This is a genomic window from Agrococcus sp. SGAir0287, from assembly GCF_005484985.1.
Taxonomy (GTDB): domain Bacteria; phylum Actinomycetota; class Actinomycetes; order Actinomycetales; family Microbacteriaceae; genus Agrococcus.
In genome coordinates this window covers 2,926,929-2,941,217 of the sequence record NZ_CP027942.1, presented here as the reverse complement: position 1 = coordinate 2,941,217, position 14,289 = coordinate 2,926,929, and the positions used below count along the sequence as shown (strand labels likewise).

Below are 14,289 nucleotides of genomic sequence, written 5' to 3'. Positions count from 1 at the left end.
TGCGCCCGTCCGTCCGGCCGTTACTCGCTCTGCTGCGCACCCCAGCCGTGCGCGCCGACGATGCGCGCGCGCACGTCGACGCGGGGGCGCTCACGATCGGGGTAGGGGCGGCCGCCGTAGTGCTGCGACAGGGAGTCGATGCCCGAGAGGTCCGCGTCGTCGACGATCTCCTCGGCGACGAGCTGCAGCGAGAGATGCGTGTACCAGCTCGCCTCGTCGATCACGTCGAGCGCGAAGCGCGGATCGCGGCGCAGGTGGCCGAGGCGCACGCGCTGCGCGTCGAGGTTCACGAGGATCCGTCCGTCGTCCTCGAGCAGGTACCAGGTCGCGACGGCGACGGGCCGGCCGTCCTTCGCGAGCGTCGCCATCACGGCGGGGTTCGGCTTGCGCAGGAACTCGATGGACTCGGGGCTCAGCGTCGTCGTCATGACGTCCACGCTAGCCTCGGAATGCACCACGACCGCCTCGGTTGCACCTGCCATGGCCACGATGCGTGCAGCGATGATCGACCGGTACGGCGCACCCGAGGTGCTCCGGCTGCGTCAGGCGCCGATCCCGGACGTGCCCGTCGGCGCGATCCGCATCCGCGCGACTGCCGCGAGCGTGAACCCGCTCGACTGGAAGATCCGCGACGGCAGCATCCAGCAGCACCTGCCGCTCGAGCTGCCCGTCGTCCTGGGGCGGGATGCCGCGGGCGTCGTCGAGGCCGTCGGCGAGGGCGTGCACGACGTCGCGGTCGGCGACCGCGTCTTCGGCCTCGGCACCGCGATCGGCGCCTACGCAGAGCTCGTCGTCCTGCACGCGTGGGCGCGCACGCCCGACGCGTGGACGGATGCGGAGGCGGCGGCGATGAGCCTCACGGGCGTGACCGCCGCACGGGGGCTCCGCGAGCTCGGAGCCATCGACGACGTGCTCGTCGTGCACGGCGCGGGCGGCGGCGTCGGCAGCGCGGCCGCGAGCATCGCGATCGCGCAGGGAGCGCGCGTCGTCGGCACCGCCCGGCCCGCCGACCACGAGCACCTGCGGTCGCTCGGCGTCGACCCGATCGCCGCGGGACCGGATGCGGCGGATGCGGTGCGGGCTGCGATCGGCGACGCCGACCCGCAGGTGCTCGACACGGTCGGCGACGAGAGCGTCGACCCGCTCGTGGCACTCACGCGCGGCGGCGACCGCGCCGTCACCGTGGTGAGCCAGGTGCAGGCCGAGCGCCTCGGCATCCGCTCCGCCGACGGGCAGAACGACGTCGCCGCGCTCGAGCTCCTCGCGCGGCTCGCCACCGAGGCGGACCTCCGCCCGCGCATCGCGCGCGAGTACCCGCTCGCCGACGCGGCCGCCGCGCACCGCGACGCCGAGGAGCGCAGACTCCGCGGCAAGGCGGTGCTGCGCATCGCCGACTGAGCGAGGAGCGCCCGATGGGCCGAGGCCGCGGTCAGGCGATGCCCGGCCCGCTCCCGCGCACGAGCCGCTCGACCGCGATGCGCGCAGCCTCCGCACGCGCGCTCGTCGTGATCGATCCCTCGGCGGCGAGCCCCGCAGGCGAGAGATGCCACGCCTGGGCGATCGCGTACACGAACATGAGCACGTCGGCGGGCAGCAGCCCGGTCGCAGCGGCGCTCGCGACCGTCGCGACCTTCGCGGCGTAGACCTCCAGCGGCTCGATCGTCGTCTCCGGCCGCTCGAGCTGCGCCCACATGCTGACGCGCAGCGCGCGAGGGTCGCGGTCGTGGTGCTCGACGAGGGCGGCGGCCCAGCCGGGCATGTCCTCCGGCCTCGGCGGCACGGCCTCGGCCATCTCCCGCACGAGGTGCGCGAGGCTCGCGTCGAACAGGGCGCTCTTGTCGCCGAAGTAGGCGTAGATCATCCGCACGTTCGTGCCCGCGGCGGTCGCGATCCGCTCGACGCGCGCGCCCGCATGGCCCACGCGGGAGAACTCGTCGCAGGCGGCGAGCAGCAGCCGCTCGCGCGTCGCCTCGGCGTCACGGGCCACGAGAGACCTCCTTGCATCGCGATCGAGTCGCTCCTAGGTTAGAAGTAAATGGTTACTTACTTTGGAGGAGCGATGCGAGCGGACATCGAGCGAGCGCTGGCGATCACGCCGGCCTCGTCGGCGCGCGAGCGGACCATCGACATCACGACGACCGGCGCGCGCACGGGTCGTGCACGCCGCATCGAGATCTGGTTCTACCGGGTCGACGGCGAGATCTACCTCACGACGACGCCCGCCGGTCGCGACTGGTACGCGAACCTGCTGGCCGAGCCGCGCTTCACCGTGCACCTGAAGCACGGCGTGCGCGCCGACCTGCCGGCCGTCGCGACGCCCGTGCTCGACGAGGCGACGCGGCGGCACGTCTTCGCGAGCGTCATCGACGACCTGCAGCAGCCGAGCGACCCGGCCGGCCTGCGCCATGCCGTCCCACCGCTCGAGGCGTGGCTCGCCGGCAGCCCGCTCATGCACGTGACGTTCGAGGAGGCCGACGATGCCCGCTGACCGCATCGCCATCGTCACCGGGGCGACGCGCGGCCTCGGCCTCGCGACCGCGACGGCGCTCGCCGAGCGGGGGATGCGCGTGGTCGTGACGCATCGCGGCGACGCGTCGAGCGCGCAGCCCGCGCTCGACGCCGTCGCCGCTGCGGGATCCGAGGCGCTCGCGATGCCGCTCGACGTCGCCGACGTCGCGAGCATCGAGCGACTGGGCCAGCGGCTCCCCGACGCGCTGCGGGATCGATGGGGTCGCGACCGCGTCGACGTCCTGGTCAACAACGCAGGGGTCGGACGATGGGGCGCGGTCGGGCAGGTCGATCCCGCCGACCTCGACGCGCTCCTGGATGTCAACGTGCGCGGCACGATCCTCACGACCCAGGCGGTCGTGCCCCACCTCGTCGACGGCGGCAGCATCGTGAGCATCTCGTCGATGCTCACGCGTCGGGTCTCACCGGGCACGGCCGCGTACGCGGCGTCGAAGGCGGCGATCGAGACCTACTCGCTCGGCCTCGCGCTCGAGCTCGGTGCCCGGCGCATCCGAGTCAACGTCGTCGCGCCGGGCCCGACGGCGACCGACTTCAACGGCGGGGCGATGCGGGACGACGAGGCCATGCGCGCGTCGCTCGCGGCCGACACCGCCTTCGGTCGCGTCGGCGAGCCCGACGACGTCGCGGCGGCGATCGCGCTGCTCGCGTCCGACGACGCCGCCTGGATCACGGGGCAGCGCATCGAGGCGTCCGGCGGCGCGCTGCTCTGACGTCGCAGCCCGCACCGCGGCGACCGCACGACGATCGGCACGACGAAGCGCCCCGGCCCGCGCGATGCGGGGCCGGGGCGCTGCCGTCCGGTCGGCGGCGGGTGACCGGGGTCAGACCTGGATCAGAAGTCCCAGTCCTCGTCCTCCGTCGCCACGGCCTTGCCGATGACGTAGGAGGAGCCGGAGCCCGAGAAGAAGTCGTGGTTCTCGTCGGCGTTCGGCGACAGGGCCGAGAGGATCGCCGGGTTCACGTCCGTCACGGTCGACGGGAACAGGGGCTCGAACCCGAGGTTCATGAGCGCCTTGTTCGCGTTGTAGTGCAGGAACTTCTTGACGTCCTCGGTGAGGCCGACCTCGTCGTACAGCTCGGCCGTGTACTTCGACTCGTTCTCGTACAGCTCGTAGAGGAGCGTGTACGTGTAGTCCTTCAGCTCGGCCTGCTGCTCTTCGGAGAGCTTCGCGTAGCCCTGCTGGAACTTGTAGCCGATGTAGTACCCGTGCACGGCCTCGTCGCGGATGATGAGGCGGATCATGTCGGCCGTGTTCGTGAGCTTCGCGTGGCTCGACCAGTACATCGGCAGGTAGAAGCCCGAGTAGAACAGGAACGACTCGAGCAGCGTCGAGGCGATCTTGCGCTTCAGCGGGTCGTCGCCCTCGTAGTAGTCGACGATGATCTCGGCCTTGCGCTGCAGGTACGGGTTCTCGGTCGACCAGCGGAAGGCATCGTCGATCTCCTTCGTCGACGAGAGCGTCGAGAAGATCGACGAGTACGACTTCGCGTGCACCGACTCCATGAACGCGATGTTCGTGTAGACGGCCTCCTCGTGCGGCGTGATCGCGTCGGGGATGAGCGACACGGCGCCGACGGTGCCCTGGATGGTGTCGAGCAGCGTGAGGCCCGTGAAGACGCGCATCGTGAGCTGCTGCTCGGCCGGCGTCAGCGTGCCCCACGACTGGATGTCGTTCGACAGCGGCACCTTCTCGGGCAGCCAGAAGTTGTTCACGAGGCGGTTCCACACCTCGAGGTCCTTGTCGTCCTCGATGCGGTTCCAGTTGATCGCCTGCACCAGGTGGTTGTGGCGGTGCTGGCGCTTCTGGGCCTCGGTCTGCTGCCCGGCTGCGAGCGTCTCGCTCGTCGCCTCGCGCTCGGCCGCGATGGCCTCGCGCGTGTCCTCTATGGGGGCGTCGACGATCTCGTCGAACGCGCCGGCAGCGCCGGTGCTGTGCTGGGTGTCGGTCATCGTCCTGTGTCCTGTTCTCAGTGCGCTCGGCGGGTCACAGCATGCAAGAAACGCAACCATCCACTTCCGTGCCCTCCAGCGCGAGCTGGCGGAGACGGATGTAGTAGACGGTCTTGATGCCCTTGCGCCATGCGTAGATCTGGGCCTTGTTGATGTCGCGCGTCGTCGCCGTGTCCTTGAAGAACAGCGTGAGCGACAGGCCCTGGTCGACGTGCTGCGTCGCCGCGGCGTACGTGTCGATGATCTTCTCGGGGCCGATCTCGTACGCGTCCTGGAAGTACTCCAGGTTGTCGTTCGTCATGAACGGCGCCGGGTAGTAGACGCGGCCGATCTTGCCTTCCTTGCGGATCTCGATCTTCGCGGCGATCGGGTGGATCGACGACGTCGAGTTGTTGATGTACGAGATCGAGCCCGTCGGCGGCACGGCCTGCAGGTTCTGGTTGTAGATGCCGTGCTCCTGGATGAGCGCCTGCAGCTCGCGCCAGTCGTCCTGCGTGGGGATGTGCACGTTCGCGTCGGCGAACAGCTGCGCGACGCGCTCGGTCGCCGGCTTCCACTCGGTGTGCGTGTACTTCTCGAAGAACTCGCCCGACGCGTACTTCGAGCGCTCGAAGCCCTCGAACGTCTGCCCCTTCTCCTGCGCGATGAGGTTCGACGCCCGCAGGGCGTGGAACAGCACCGTGTAGAAGTAGATGTTCGTGAAGTCGACGCCCTCCTGGGAGCCGTAGAAGATGCGCTCGCGTCCGAGGTAGCCGTGGAGGTTCATCTGGCCGAGGCCGATGGCGTGGCTCATGTCGTTGCCGCGCGCGATCGACGGCACCGAGTCGATGTTCGACTGGTCGGACACCGCCGTGAGCGCGCGGATCGAGGTCTCGATCGTGCGACCGAAGTCCGGCGAGTCCATCGTCAGCGCGATGTTCAGCGAGCCGAGGTTGCAGGAGATGTCCTTGCCGATCGACTCGTAGCCGAGGTCCTCGACGTACTGCGACGGCGTGTTCACCTGCAGGATCTCGCTGCACAGGTTCGACATGTTGATGCGGCCGTCGATCGGGTTCGCCCGGTTCACCGTGTCCTCGAACATGATGTACGGGTAGCCCGACTCGAACTGGATCTCCGCCAGCGTCTGGAAGAAGTCGCGGGCGCGGATCTTCTTCTTCGTGATGCGGGCGTCGTCGACCATCTCGTGGTACTTCTCCGTCACCGAGATGTCGGCGAACGGCACGCCGTAGACGCGCTCGACGTCGTAGGGCGAGAACAGGTACATGTCCTCGTCCTTCTTCGCGAGCTCGAACGTGATGTCCGGCACCACGACGCCCAGGGAGAGCGTCTTGATGCGGATCTTCTCGTCGGCGTTCTCGCGCTTCGTGTCGAGGAACCGCATGATGTCGGGGTGGTGCGCCTGCAGGTACACCGCACCGGCACCCTGACGGGCACCGAGCTGGTTCGCGTACGAGAAGCTGTCCTCGAACAGCTTCATCACGGGGATGATCCCGGACGACTGGTTCTGGATCTGCTTGATCGGGGCGCCGTACTCGCGGATGTTCGTGAGGTTGAACGCGACGCCGCCGCCGCGCTTCGACAGCTGCAGCGCCGAGTTGATCGAGCGGCCGATCGACTCCATGTTGTCCTCGATGCGCAGGAGGAAGCAGGAGACCAGCTCGCCGCGCTGCTTCTTGCCCGCGTTGAGGAACGTCGGGGTCGCGGGCTGGAAGCGACCGGTGACGATCTCGTCGACGAGCGCCTCCGCGAGCCGCTCGTCGCCGGCGGCGAGCGCGAGCGCGACGTTGACGACGCGGTCCTCGTAGCGCTCGAGGTAGCGGTTCCCGTCGAACGTCTTCAGCGTGTACGACGTGTAGTACTTGAACGCGCCGAGGAACGTGGGGAAGCGGAACTTGTACCCGTAGGCGCGCTTCATGAGCGACTTGATGAACTCGAACGAGTACTGCTCGAGCACCTCGCCCTCGTAGTACTCGTGCTCGACGAGATAGTCGAGCTTCTCCTTCAGCGAGTGGAAGAAGACCGTGTTCTGATTGACGTGCTGGAGGAAGTACTGGTTCGCAGCCTCGCGATCCTTGTCGAACTGGATCTCGCCGTTCGGGCCGTAGAGGTTGAGCATCGCGTTGAGCGAGTGGTAGTCCATCTGCGGCGAGTGCGTACCCGCTGCGGACTGCTCGGTGGTCACTGTCGCCACAGGTCGTCCAATCGGTCGTTGACGGCGTCGACGTCCTCGGGGGTCCCGAAGAGCTCGACGCGGTACAGGTAGGGGATGCCGCACTTGGCGGCGATGATGTCGCCGGCGATGCAGAAGTCAGCGCCGAAGTTCGTGTTGCCCGCCGCGACGACGCCGCGGATGAGCGATCGATTGCCCTCGTCGTTCAGGAAGCGGATGACCTGCTTCGGCACGGATCCGCGGCCGTGCTCCCCGTAGGTGGGGGTCACGAGCACGTACGGATGCGTCACCTCGAGGGCGGGCTCGCTGGCGTGGAGGGGGATGCGCACCGCCGGCCGGCCCAGCTTCGCCACGAAGCGCGCCGTGTTGCCCGAGATCGACGAGAAGAAGACGATCTCGGGGGCGACGACGGGGGCTTCGAGGAGCATGGGATGCGGCTCGCTGCGCTGGGGACCGGGACCGGGTGGGCTCAGGCCGAGAGCGCCTGGATCTTGTCGGGGCGGAAGCCCGACCAGTGGTCGCCGTCGGCGATGACGACGGGCGCCTGCATGTAGCCGAGGTCCTTGACCGTCTGCAGGGCCTTCTCGTCGACGGAGACGTCGAAGATCTCGTACTCGACGCCCTGCGCGTCGAGAGCGCGCTTCGTCGCGGTGCACTGCACGCATGCCGGCTTGGAGTAGACGGTGACAGCCATTTCGGTCCTGCTCTCTCGCGTTGGGCGGTGGTCCTGCGGTGGGGTGGGACCTCGGTCCCTCTCCGGGAGCACCCACTATATGTAGGGCCACCGACATTCCCAGGGCACTAGATGCGGCGTTTCTCCACATCTGATGCAACGTCTGTCCACCGCTGCGGATTCCTCCCCAGCAACGGCGCGGATCTCGCCTGTGGAGTTCGTTCTCCACACCTGTGGACACGACTTTCGCGACACGCCGACGGATGCTTACACGCGTGTGATTCCGTGGTCGCATCCGGGCCTCCCGACGTGGGGAACCATGCTGCAGACCACCGACGCGCGACGCTCAGGGCGCGGGTCGGCACCCCTCGCGCTCGCGATCCTCCGAGATCCGCTGCAGCGCGAAGCCGCGCAGCGCGATCCCGATGCCGACGGGCACGAGCAGCGCGAGCACGACGGACGTCGCCGGCAGCGCGAGGCCACCCGCCACGAGGATCGACAGGCCGACGACGCCGACGACCGCGAGCGCCACGCCGCCGCGGACCCACCAGGGCGGCGCGAGCCGATGCTCCCGGGGCGGGCGCACCGGCCGCTGGCCCTCGCCGGGCAGGCGGCCACCGCCGACGGGCTCGCCGTCGGCGGCGCCACGCATGCTCATCGCTCGGGCTGCTCGGGCGCCCCGCCGGAGGTCGGGTCCTGGTGGTCGGGCTCGTCGCCCGAGCCGGCGCCCGAGGGCAGGTCGTCGACGCGCTCTCGCTCCTCCTCGCTCGGGCTCGTCGAGCTCTCGTCGTGCTGCTGGTCGCTCATGCGGTCCTCCTCGCATCGTGCCGTGCCGGTTCGACCCGGCACGGCCACGCTCGCGCGCGCATGCCCGCTGCCGGGAGGGCCTTGCGCGACTCCCACGTCCGTGAGCGGGGGACGGCCCGCGAACAGTACGACCACAAAGGAGCGGCCGGATCGGCGAGCCGCACGATGAGCGAGCAGGGCGGTCGCCGTTGACCGCCCCAGGGCGTCAGCCCGCACTCCATCGACGACGATCGGACACTGCACATGGCCATCCCTCGCACCGCGCGCCACGCGCGCCTCGTGCCTCCCGCAGCCGCAGCCCTCGTGCTGGGCATCGCGCTCGCCGGCTGCTCCAGCGGCTCGAGCGGCGCGGATCCCGCCTCCTACCCCGACGACACGATCGAGGTCATCGTGCCGTTCGCGGCGGGCGGCCCCACCGACACCGTCACGCGCATCGTCGCCGAGCCCATGGGCGCCGAGCTCGGCCAGCAGGTCGTCGTGCAGAACGTCGAGGGCGCGGGCGGCACCGTCGGCGCCGGCGAGGCCTCGCAGGCCGACCCCGACGGCTACACGGCGCTGCTGCACCACATCGGCATGTCGACGGCGCCGAGCCTCTACGCCGACCTCAACTTCGACCCCGTGGAGGACTTCGAGCCCGTCGGCCTCGTCACGGAGGTGCCGATGACGATCATCTCGCGCCCCGGCCTCGGCCCGGCCGACATGGACGAGCTCGTCTCCTACATCGAGGAGAACGAGGGCTCCATCACCCTCGCCCACGCGGGCGTCGGCTCGGCGTCGAACCTCTGCGGCCTGCTGCTCGAGGATGCGCTCGGCGTCGACGTGCAGGAGGTGCCGTACGACGGCACCGGCCCTGCGATGACCGACATCCTCGGGGGCCAGGTCGACATCATGTGCGACCAGACCACGAACACGGCGAGCCAGATCACGTCCGGCGCGGTCGACGTCTACGCCGTCACGACGCCCGAGCGCGTCGAGGTCTTCCCCGACATCCCGACCGCGCAGGAGGAGGGCGTCGACCTCGAGGTCAGCGTCTGGCACGGTCTGTACCTGCCGGCCGGCACGCCCGAGGAGATCGTCGAGACGCTGCGCGCCTCGCTCGAGACCGCGCTCGCCGACCAGGCGGTCATCGACGCGCTCGCCGACCTCGGCACCGCGCCCGTCGCCGCCGACCAGGTGACGCCGGATGCGCTCTCCACCCGCCTGCAGGAGCAGATCGACCTCTGGGCCGAGGTCCTGCCCGAGCCCGGGAGCTGACGATCGCCTCCACGATGCCGCCGCGCGAGCACGACTCGCGCGGCGGCAGCCGCTCCTTCTCGTCCGCCGACCTCGTCGCGGGCCTCGTGCTCGCCGGGATCGGCCTCGTGTTCGGCGTCGTCGCCTTCGGCTACGACATGGGGACGCCGCTCGCGATGGGTCCGGGCCAGTTCCCGCTCATCGTGTCGATCGTCCTCATCGCCATCGGTGCCGCGATCGTCGTGCGCGCCTTCGTCGCCCCCTCGCAGGAGCCGGAGCCCGACGCATCCGTCGACGTCGTCGAGTACCTCGAGACGGCGATCGAGCAGGGGCCGGAGGTGCTCGAGGAGCGCCCCATGCGCCCCGTGGTCTTCGGCGCCATCCCGTGGCGCCCGCTGCTGCTCGTGACCGCCGCCGTCATCTGGTTCGCCGTGACGATCGACGGGCTCGGGATGCTGCTGGCCGCCTTCGGCACCGTCGTCCTCGCCTCCTGGGCGCGGTCGGGGGTGCGGTGGTGGCAGCCGCTCGTCGTCGGCGCCGTGCTCACGCTCGCGAGCTGGCTCATCTTCGTCGTCGGCCTGCAGCTGCGCGTGCCGCTGATCGGCGACTGGCTGGGGGGCTGAGCCGTGGATCTCCTCGACGACCTCGCGCTGGGCCTCTCGACGGCGCTGCAGTGGCAGAACGTGCTGTTCTGCCTCCTCGGCGTCGCCATCGGCACCGCGGTCGGCGTGCTGCCGGGCATCGGCCCGACGGCGACCGTCGCGCTGCTGCTGCCGATCACCTTCACGTTCGACGAGCCGGTCACGGCGCTCATCATGCTCGCGGGCATCTACTACGGCGCGCAGTACGGCGGATCGACCACCGCGATCCTCATCAACCTGCCGGGCGAGTCGTCGTCGGCGGTGACGGCGATCGACGGCCATCAGCTCGCGCGGCTCGGCAAGGCGGGCACGGCGCTCGCGACGGCGGCGATCGCGTCGTTCTTCGCCGGCACCGTCGCGACGCTCCTGCTCGCCGTCGCCGCGCCGCCGCTCGCGGCCGTCGCGCTCTCGTTCGGCGCACCGGAGTACTTCGCGCTCGTCGTCCTGGGCCTCATCGTCTCCGTGGCGCTCGCGGCCGGCTCGGTGCTGAAGGCGGTCGGCGCGATCGCGCTCGGCATCCTCCTGTCGACGATCGGTCAGGACACCTTCACGGGCGTCGCGCGCTACACGCTCGGCATCCGCGACCTCGACGGGGGCGTCGACTTCGTCGCGCTCGCGGTCGGCATCTTCGGCATCGCCGAGATCCTGAAGAACCTCGCCGACCCCGACCGGCGCGAGAAGCTCGTCGCCAAGGTGTCGCGGCTGTGGCCCGCTCGCGACGACTTCCGTCGCATGGCGGCGCCCATCCTCCGCGCGACGGGTCTCGGCTCGCTGCTCGGCCTGCTGCCGGGCGGCGGCCACATCCTCGCCTCGTTCGGCTCGTACTCGCTCGAGAAGCGCATCTCGAAGCACCCCGACCAGTTCGGCAAGGGTGCCATCGAGGGCGTCGCGGGCCCGGAGGCGGCGAACAACGCCGCGGCGCAGACGTCGTTCATCCCGCTGCTGACGCTCGGCATCCCGGCGCATCCGGTGATGGCGCTCATGCTCGGCGCGTTCATCATCCAGGGCATCACGCCCGGGCCGAGCGTCATCGACGACGAGCCCGTGCTGTTCTGGGGCCTCATCGCCTCGATGTGGATCGGCAACCTGCTGCTCGTGCTGCTCAACCTGCCGCTCATCGGCATCTGGGTGCGCATGCTGCGGGTGCCCTACTGGTTGCTGTTCCCGATGATCGTGCTGTTCGCCGCGATCGGCACGTTCTCGATCTCGGGGAGCATGTACGACGTGCTCGCCGTCGCGGTGTTCGGCATCCTCGGCTTCGTGCTCGTGAAGGCGGGCTGCGAGCCGGCGCCGCTGCTGCTCGGCTTCGTGCTCGGGCCGCTGCTCGAGGAGAACCTGCGACGTGCGCTGCTCATCAGCCAGGGCGACCCGTCGGTCTTCGTGACGCGGCCGATCTCGCTCGTGCTGCTGCTCGTCGCAGGCGCCGCGCTCGTGCTGTCGCTGCTGCCGACGATCCGCAAGCGCCGCGAGGTGGTCTTCGTCGACGAGGACTGAGCCGCGGATGACGCCAGCGGGCCGTCGAGGGGAGTGCTCCCTCGGCGGCCCGCTCCACGTCGCGATGCGAGCGCGTCAGACCGCGCCCTCCTCGACGAGCGCGTCGAGCTTGGCGTAGCCGTCGTTCACGCCGCGCTCCATGCCGCTCGCGAGCCAGGCGTCGCGCGCCTCGAACGAGTCGACGAGCGACTGCGCGTGGAGGCGCGTGCGGCCGTCGCCGAGGTCCTCGAACGTGAGCGTCTCGAGTGCGACGCCCGGGGCGCCGAGGAACTCGAAGGTCTGCACGATGCCGGCCTCGGACACGTCGTGGAAGGTGCCGCGGAACCCGTACTCCTGCCCCTCGTGCACGTGGGTCATCGCCCACGCGCCGCCCGAGACGGCGTCCCAGCGGTCGAGGCGCACCTGCGTGCCCTCGGGGCCGTTCCAGCGCACGTAGAGGTCGGGGTCGGTGTGCGCGCGCAGCAGCTGCGCGGGCGTGGCGTGGAAGTCGCGCGTGATGCGGATGACGGGGACGGTGGGGTCGGCGGTGATGGTGGCGTCCATGATGGTCTCCTGATCGGATGCGGGCGGCCGTGGTCGGGTCAGGCCCGGGATTCGGTGGTGTCGTCGGATGCGGTGGCTGCGGCGTCGGCCGCTCGCAGCTCGTCGAGCACGGCGTCGAGGCGCTGGAAGCGCTCCTCCGCCTGCCGCTGGTGCTGCTCGATCCACGACGTCATGGATCCGAGCGCGTGCGCCTCGAGGTGCACGAGCCTGCGCGTGCCGTCGCGACCCTTGGTCACGAGGCCGGCCGCCTCGAGCACCGCGAGGTGCTTCGAGATGGCCTGCAGGCTGACGTCGAAGGGGGCGGCGAGCTCGCCGACGGTCGCGTCGCCGAGCGACAGCCGCGCCACGAGGGCGCGCCTGGTCGCGTCGGCGAGGGCCGCGAACGCCTTGTCGAGCGATGCATCCACCGTCGCCTCCTTCTCAACTGATCGGTTGAGAAGAGCGTGGCACGACGTCGTCGCCTTGTCAACCGATCGGTTGAGGAACGAAGGCGAGGCGGAGTCGGAGAGGATGGAGCCGACGAGGGGAGGGGTCATGGCCCGCTGGCAGCTGCGACGCACCACGGCGTGGGTGTCGCGCATCCGCGCGGTCGGCCGCGTGCCCTTCCTGCAGGTGGTGAAGACGAGCGTCGCGGCCATCGCCGCGTGGTTCGCCGCCGACGCGCTCATCGCCGAGGAGCCGCCGATCTTCGCCGTCATCGCGGCGCTCATCGTCGTGCAGCCGAGCGTGAACCAGTCGCTCGGGCGCGCCCTCGAGCGCTCGATCGGCGTCATCGTCGGCGTCGTGCTCGCCACGGGCATCTCGCTGCTGTTCGGCTCGGCCGCGTGGATCATCCTCGTCGCCGTCGTCGTCTCGATCCTGCTCGCGTGGGCGCTGCGGCTGTCGCAGCAGACGTCGAACCAGATCCCGATCTCGGCGATGCTCGTGCTCGCGCTCGGCGCCGCGTCGCCCATCTACGCGATCGACCGCATCGCCGAGACCGTGCTGGGCGCCGCGATCGCGTTCGTCGTCAACCTGCTCATCGTGCCGCCCGTGCTCATCGAGCCCGCGCGCCGCGAGGTGCGCTCGCTCGCCGAGGAGATCGCGCGCAGCCTCGAGCGGCTCGCCCTCGCCGCATCCGAGCCCGTCGGCCGGGGCGCGCTCGAGGGCAACCTCGTCGAGGTGCGGCTGCTGCGACCCATGCTCGCCCGCGCGCAGGCGGCCGTCGCGACGGCCGAGGACTCGCTCGCGCTCAACTGGCGCGGCGGCCGGCACCGCGGCGAGCTGGCCGCGTACGACGACGAGCTCGCCAGGCTCGGCGTGCTCGTCACGCGCGTCGCAGGCATGACGCGCACCATGCGCGACCACTACGACGACTCGCTGCACCGCGAGCCCGTGATGGAGCAGATCGCCTCCGAGCTGCGCCGCGCAGCGCACGACCTGCGCATCCGCGCCGCACTCCCCGAGGTCGGTGCGGATGCCGCCTCCGACACCGGGCCGCTGCTCACGGCGCCGCTCGTCGTGGTGTCGCCGCATCCCGAGCACTGGGTGGTCATCGGCTCGATGCTGGAGGACCTGCGCCGCGTGCACGAGGAGCTCACGGCCGACTGAGCCGCGTCGATCAGGCCTCGGGATCGTCCTCGTCTGGCGGTGCGGGATGCGCGTCGTCGTCGGGATGGTCGGGGCCCTGGGGATCCGAGCCGTCGACCGCTCCGTCGCCCTCGTCCCTCGGCGACCGTCTGTCGATCCGATCGGCGAGCCGCTCCAGCTCGTCCCAGATGCGACCGAGGTCGCCCGTGTCGTCGATGCTCCCGGGGAGCGATCGGTCGTGCTCGTTCCTGCCCATGCCGTCGTGCCGACCGCGCGACGCGATCGACGAACCTCCTTGACGTCCTCCTGGAGACGTCACGACGGCGGCGTTCGTCACGCGGCACGCCGCCCGGGCGTGTCGCACCCGCGCCGACGGCTCAGCGCGAGGCGAGCACGCGGCGCCCCGTAGGACGCGCCGGCGAGCGCCGCGCGGGTGCTGCGTCGGCGCTCGCGGGCCGTGCCGCGCCGTTCGACGACGGCGACGCCGACGCACAGCAGCGCCAGCATCCCGAGCAGCATGAGGGCGATCGCCGCGTACACGACGACGCCCAGGTTCATCAGGTCCTGCGCCCGCTCCACGATGTCCATGTCGCCCTCCTCGCGGTTCTCCTCGAGCCTCGCGGCGGGAGGGGGTGCAGCGCGTCGTCCGGAGGGCTCGCGCCCGTCATCCTCGGGGATG

At 70.6% G+C, this 14,289-nt stretch carries 19 protein-coding genes; 7 read left to right on the top strand and 12 right to left on the bottom strand.

Annotated elements, in window-relative coordinates; all coding sequences use genetic code 11:
- Window positions 1-20: 20 nt before the first annotated feature.
- Window positions 21-428 (bottom strand): TIGR03618 family F420-dependent PPOX class oxidoreductase, encoded by a 408-nt coding sequence (locus C1N71_RS14040; protein WP_137756981.1) that lies wholly within the window; start codon window positions 426-428, stop codon window positions 21-23.
- A gap of 61 nt (window positions 429-489) precedes the next feature.
- Between C1N71_RS14040 and C1N71_RS14035 the strand changes: the two genes are divergently transcribed.
- Window positions 490-1,398, top strand: coding sequence for an alcohol dehydrogenase catalytic domain-containing protein (locus C1N71_RS14035; RefSeq protein ID WP_137756980.1), 909 nt, complete (start codon window positions 490-492; stop codon window positions 1,396-1,398).
- Window positions 1,399-1,429: 31 nt separating this feature from the next.
- On the opposite strand, the gene C1N71_RS14030 is transcribed toward C1N71_RS14035, so the two are convergent.
- A complete protein-coding gene (locus C1N71_RS14030; protein ID WP_137756979.1) occupies window positions 1,430-1,987 on the bottom strand; it encodes a TetR/AcrR family transcriptional regulator in 558 nt (185 codons plus the stop codon).
- 72 nt (window positions 1,988-2,059) lie between these two features.
- Between C1N71_RS14030 and C1N71_RS14025 the strand changes: the two genes are divergently transcribed.
- The gene (locus tag C1N71_RS14025) at window positions 2,060-2,488 is read left to right on the top strand and encodes a nitroreductase/quinone reductase family protein (RefSeq protein ID WP_137756978.1); all 429 of its coding nucleotides are present in this window, start codon (window positions 2,060-2,062) and stop codon (window positions 2,486-2,488) included.
- Window positions 2,478-3,239 carry an SDR family NAD(P)-dependent oxidoreductase gene (locus tag C1N71_RS14020; protein WP_137756977.1) on the top strand — a complete coding sequence of 254 codons (762 nt, stop codon included), beginning with the start codon at window positions 2,478-2,480 and terminating at the stop codon, window positions 3,237-3,239. The genes C1N71_RS14025 and C1N71_RS14020 overlap by 11 nt, the downstream gene beginning before the upstream one ends.
- 122 nt (window positions 3,240-3,361) lie before the next feature.
- On the opposite strand, the gene nrdF is transcribed toward C1N71_RS14020, so the two are convergent.
- From nrdF to C1N71_RS15080, 6 genes are all read right to left on the bottom strand, one after another.
- A complete protein-coding gene (nrdF, locus tag C1N71_RS14015) occupies window positions 3,362-4,480 on the bottom strand; it encodes a class 1b ribonucleoside-diphosphate reductase subunit beta (protein ID WP_137756976.1) in 1,119 nt (372 codons plus the stop codon).
- 34 nt (window positions 4,481-4,514) lie between these two features.
- Window positions 4,515-6,620 carry a class 1b ribonucleoside-diphosphate reductase subunit alpha gene (gene nrdE, locus C1N71_RS14010; RefSeq protein ID WP_137757358.1) on the bottom strand — a complete coding sequence of 702 codons (2,106 nt, stop codon included), beginning with the start codon at window positions 6,618-6,620 and terminating at the stop codon, window positions 4,515-4,517.
- 38 nt (window positions 6,621-6,658) lie between these two features.
- A complete protein-coding gene (nrdI, locus tag C1N71_RS14005; RefSeq protein ID WP_137756975.1) occupies window positions 6,659-7,078 on the bottom strand; it encodes a class Ib ribonucleoside-diphosphate reductase assembly flavoprotein NrdI in 420 nt (139 codons plus the stop codon).
- A 41-nt stretch (window positions 7,079-7,119) separates the two neighbouring features.
- Window positions 7,120-7,344, bottom strand: coding sequence for a glutaredoxin-like protein NrdH (gene nrdH / locus C1N71_RS14000; RefSeq protein WP_137756974.1), 225 nt, complete (start codon window positions 7,342-7,344; stop codon window positions 7,120-7,122).
- 325 nt (window positions 7,345-7,669) lie between these two features.
- Window positions 7,670-7,981: a hypothetical protein gene (locus C1N71_RS13995; RefSeq protein WP_137756973.1), complete on the bottom strand. Its 312-nt coding sequence runs from the start codon at window positions 7,979-7,981 to the stop codon at window positions 7,670-7,672.
- The gene (locus C1N71_RS15080; RefSeq protein ID WP_175414244.1) at window positions 7,978-8,130 is read right to left on the bottom strand and encodes a hypothetical protein; all 153 of its coding nucleotides are present in this window, start codon (window positions 8,128-8,130) and stop codon (window positions 7,978-7,980) included. Before C1N71_RS15080 ends, C1N71_RS13995 begins: the two co-directional genes overlap by 4 nt.
- Window positions 8,131-8,373: 243 nt before the next feature.
- On the opposite strand from C1N71_RS15080, the gene C1N71_RS13990 reads away from it, so the two are divergent.
- The 3 genes from C1N71_RS13990 to C1N71_RS13980 are packed head-to-tail and all read left to right on the top strand — an operon-like array spanning window position 8,374 to window position 11,498.
- Window positions 8,374-9,384, top strand: coding sequence for a tripartite tricarboxylate transporter substrate-binding protein (locus C1N71_RS13990; protein ID WP_137756972.1), 1,011 nt, complete (start codon window positions 8,374-8,376; stop codon window positions 9,382-9,384).
- A 14-nt stretch (window positions 9,385-9,398) separates the two neighbouring features.
- On the top strand, window positions 9,399-9,986 hold the full coding sequence (locus tag C1N71_RS13985; RefSeq protein WP_137756971.1) for a tripartite tricarboxylate transporter TctB family protein: 588 nt from the start codon (window positions 9,399-9,401) through the stop codon (window positions 9,984-9,986).
- Window positions 9,987-9,989: 3 nt separating this feature from the next.
- Window positions 9,990-11,498, top strand: coding sequence for a tripartite tricarboxylate transporter permease (locus C1N71_RS13980; RefSeq protein WP_137756970.1), 1,509 nt, complete (start codon window positions 9,990-9,992; stop codon window positions 11,496-11,498).
- 75 nt (window positions 11,499-11,573) lie between these two features.
- Here C1N71_RS13980 and C1N71_RS13975 read toward each other — a convergent pair whose 3' ends face one another.
- Together C1N71_RS13975 and C1N71_RS13970 are read right to left on the bottom strand one after the other, a co-directional pair.
- A complete protein-coding gene (locus C1N71_RS13975; protein ID WP_137756969.1) occupies window positions 11,574-12,041 on the bottom strand; it encodes an SRPBCC domain-containing protein in 468 nt (155 codons plus the stop codon).
- Window positions 12,042-12,079: 38 nt separating this feature from the next.
- Entirely contained in the window at window positions 12,080-12,448 is a 369-nt protein-coding gene (locus C1N71_RS13970) for an ArsR/SmtB family transcription factor (protein WP_254678021.1), read from the bottom strand.
- 127 nt (window positions 12,449-12,575) lie between these two features.
- On the opposite strand from C1N71_RS13970, the gene C1N71_RS13965 reads away from it, so the two are divergent.
- On the top strand, window positions 12,576-13,631 hold the full coding sequence (locus C1N71_RS13965; protein ID WP_137756967.1) for an FUSC family protein: 1,056 nt from the start codon (window positions 12,576-12,578) through the stop codon (window positions 13,629-13,631).
- 10 nt (window positions 13,632-13,641) lie between these two features.
- On the opposite strand, the gene C1N71_RS13960 is transcribed toward C1N71_RS13965, so the two are convergent.
- The gene (locus tag C1N71_RS13960) at window positions 13,642-13,866 is read right to left on the bottom strand and encodes a hypothetical protein (protein WP_137756966.1); all 225 of its coding nucleotides are present in this window, start codon (window positions 13,864-13,866) and stop codon (window positions 13,642-13,644) included.
- A 77-nt stretch (window positions 13,867-13,943) separates the two neighbouring features.
- Window positions 13,944-14,198 carry a hypothetical protein gene (locus C1N71_RS13955; RefSeq protein ID WP_137756965.1) on the bottom strand — a complete coding sequence of 85 codons (255 nt, stop codon included), beginning with the start codon at window positions 14,196-14,198 and terminating at the stop codon, window positions 13,944-13,946.
- Between the last annotated feature and the right edge of the window lie 91 nt (window positions 14,199-14,289).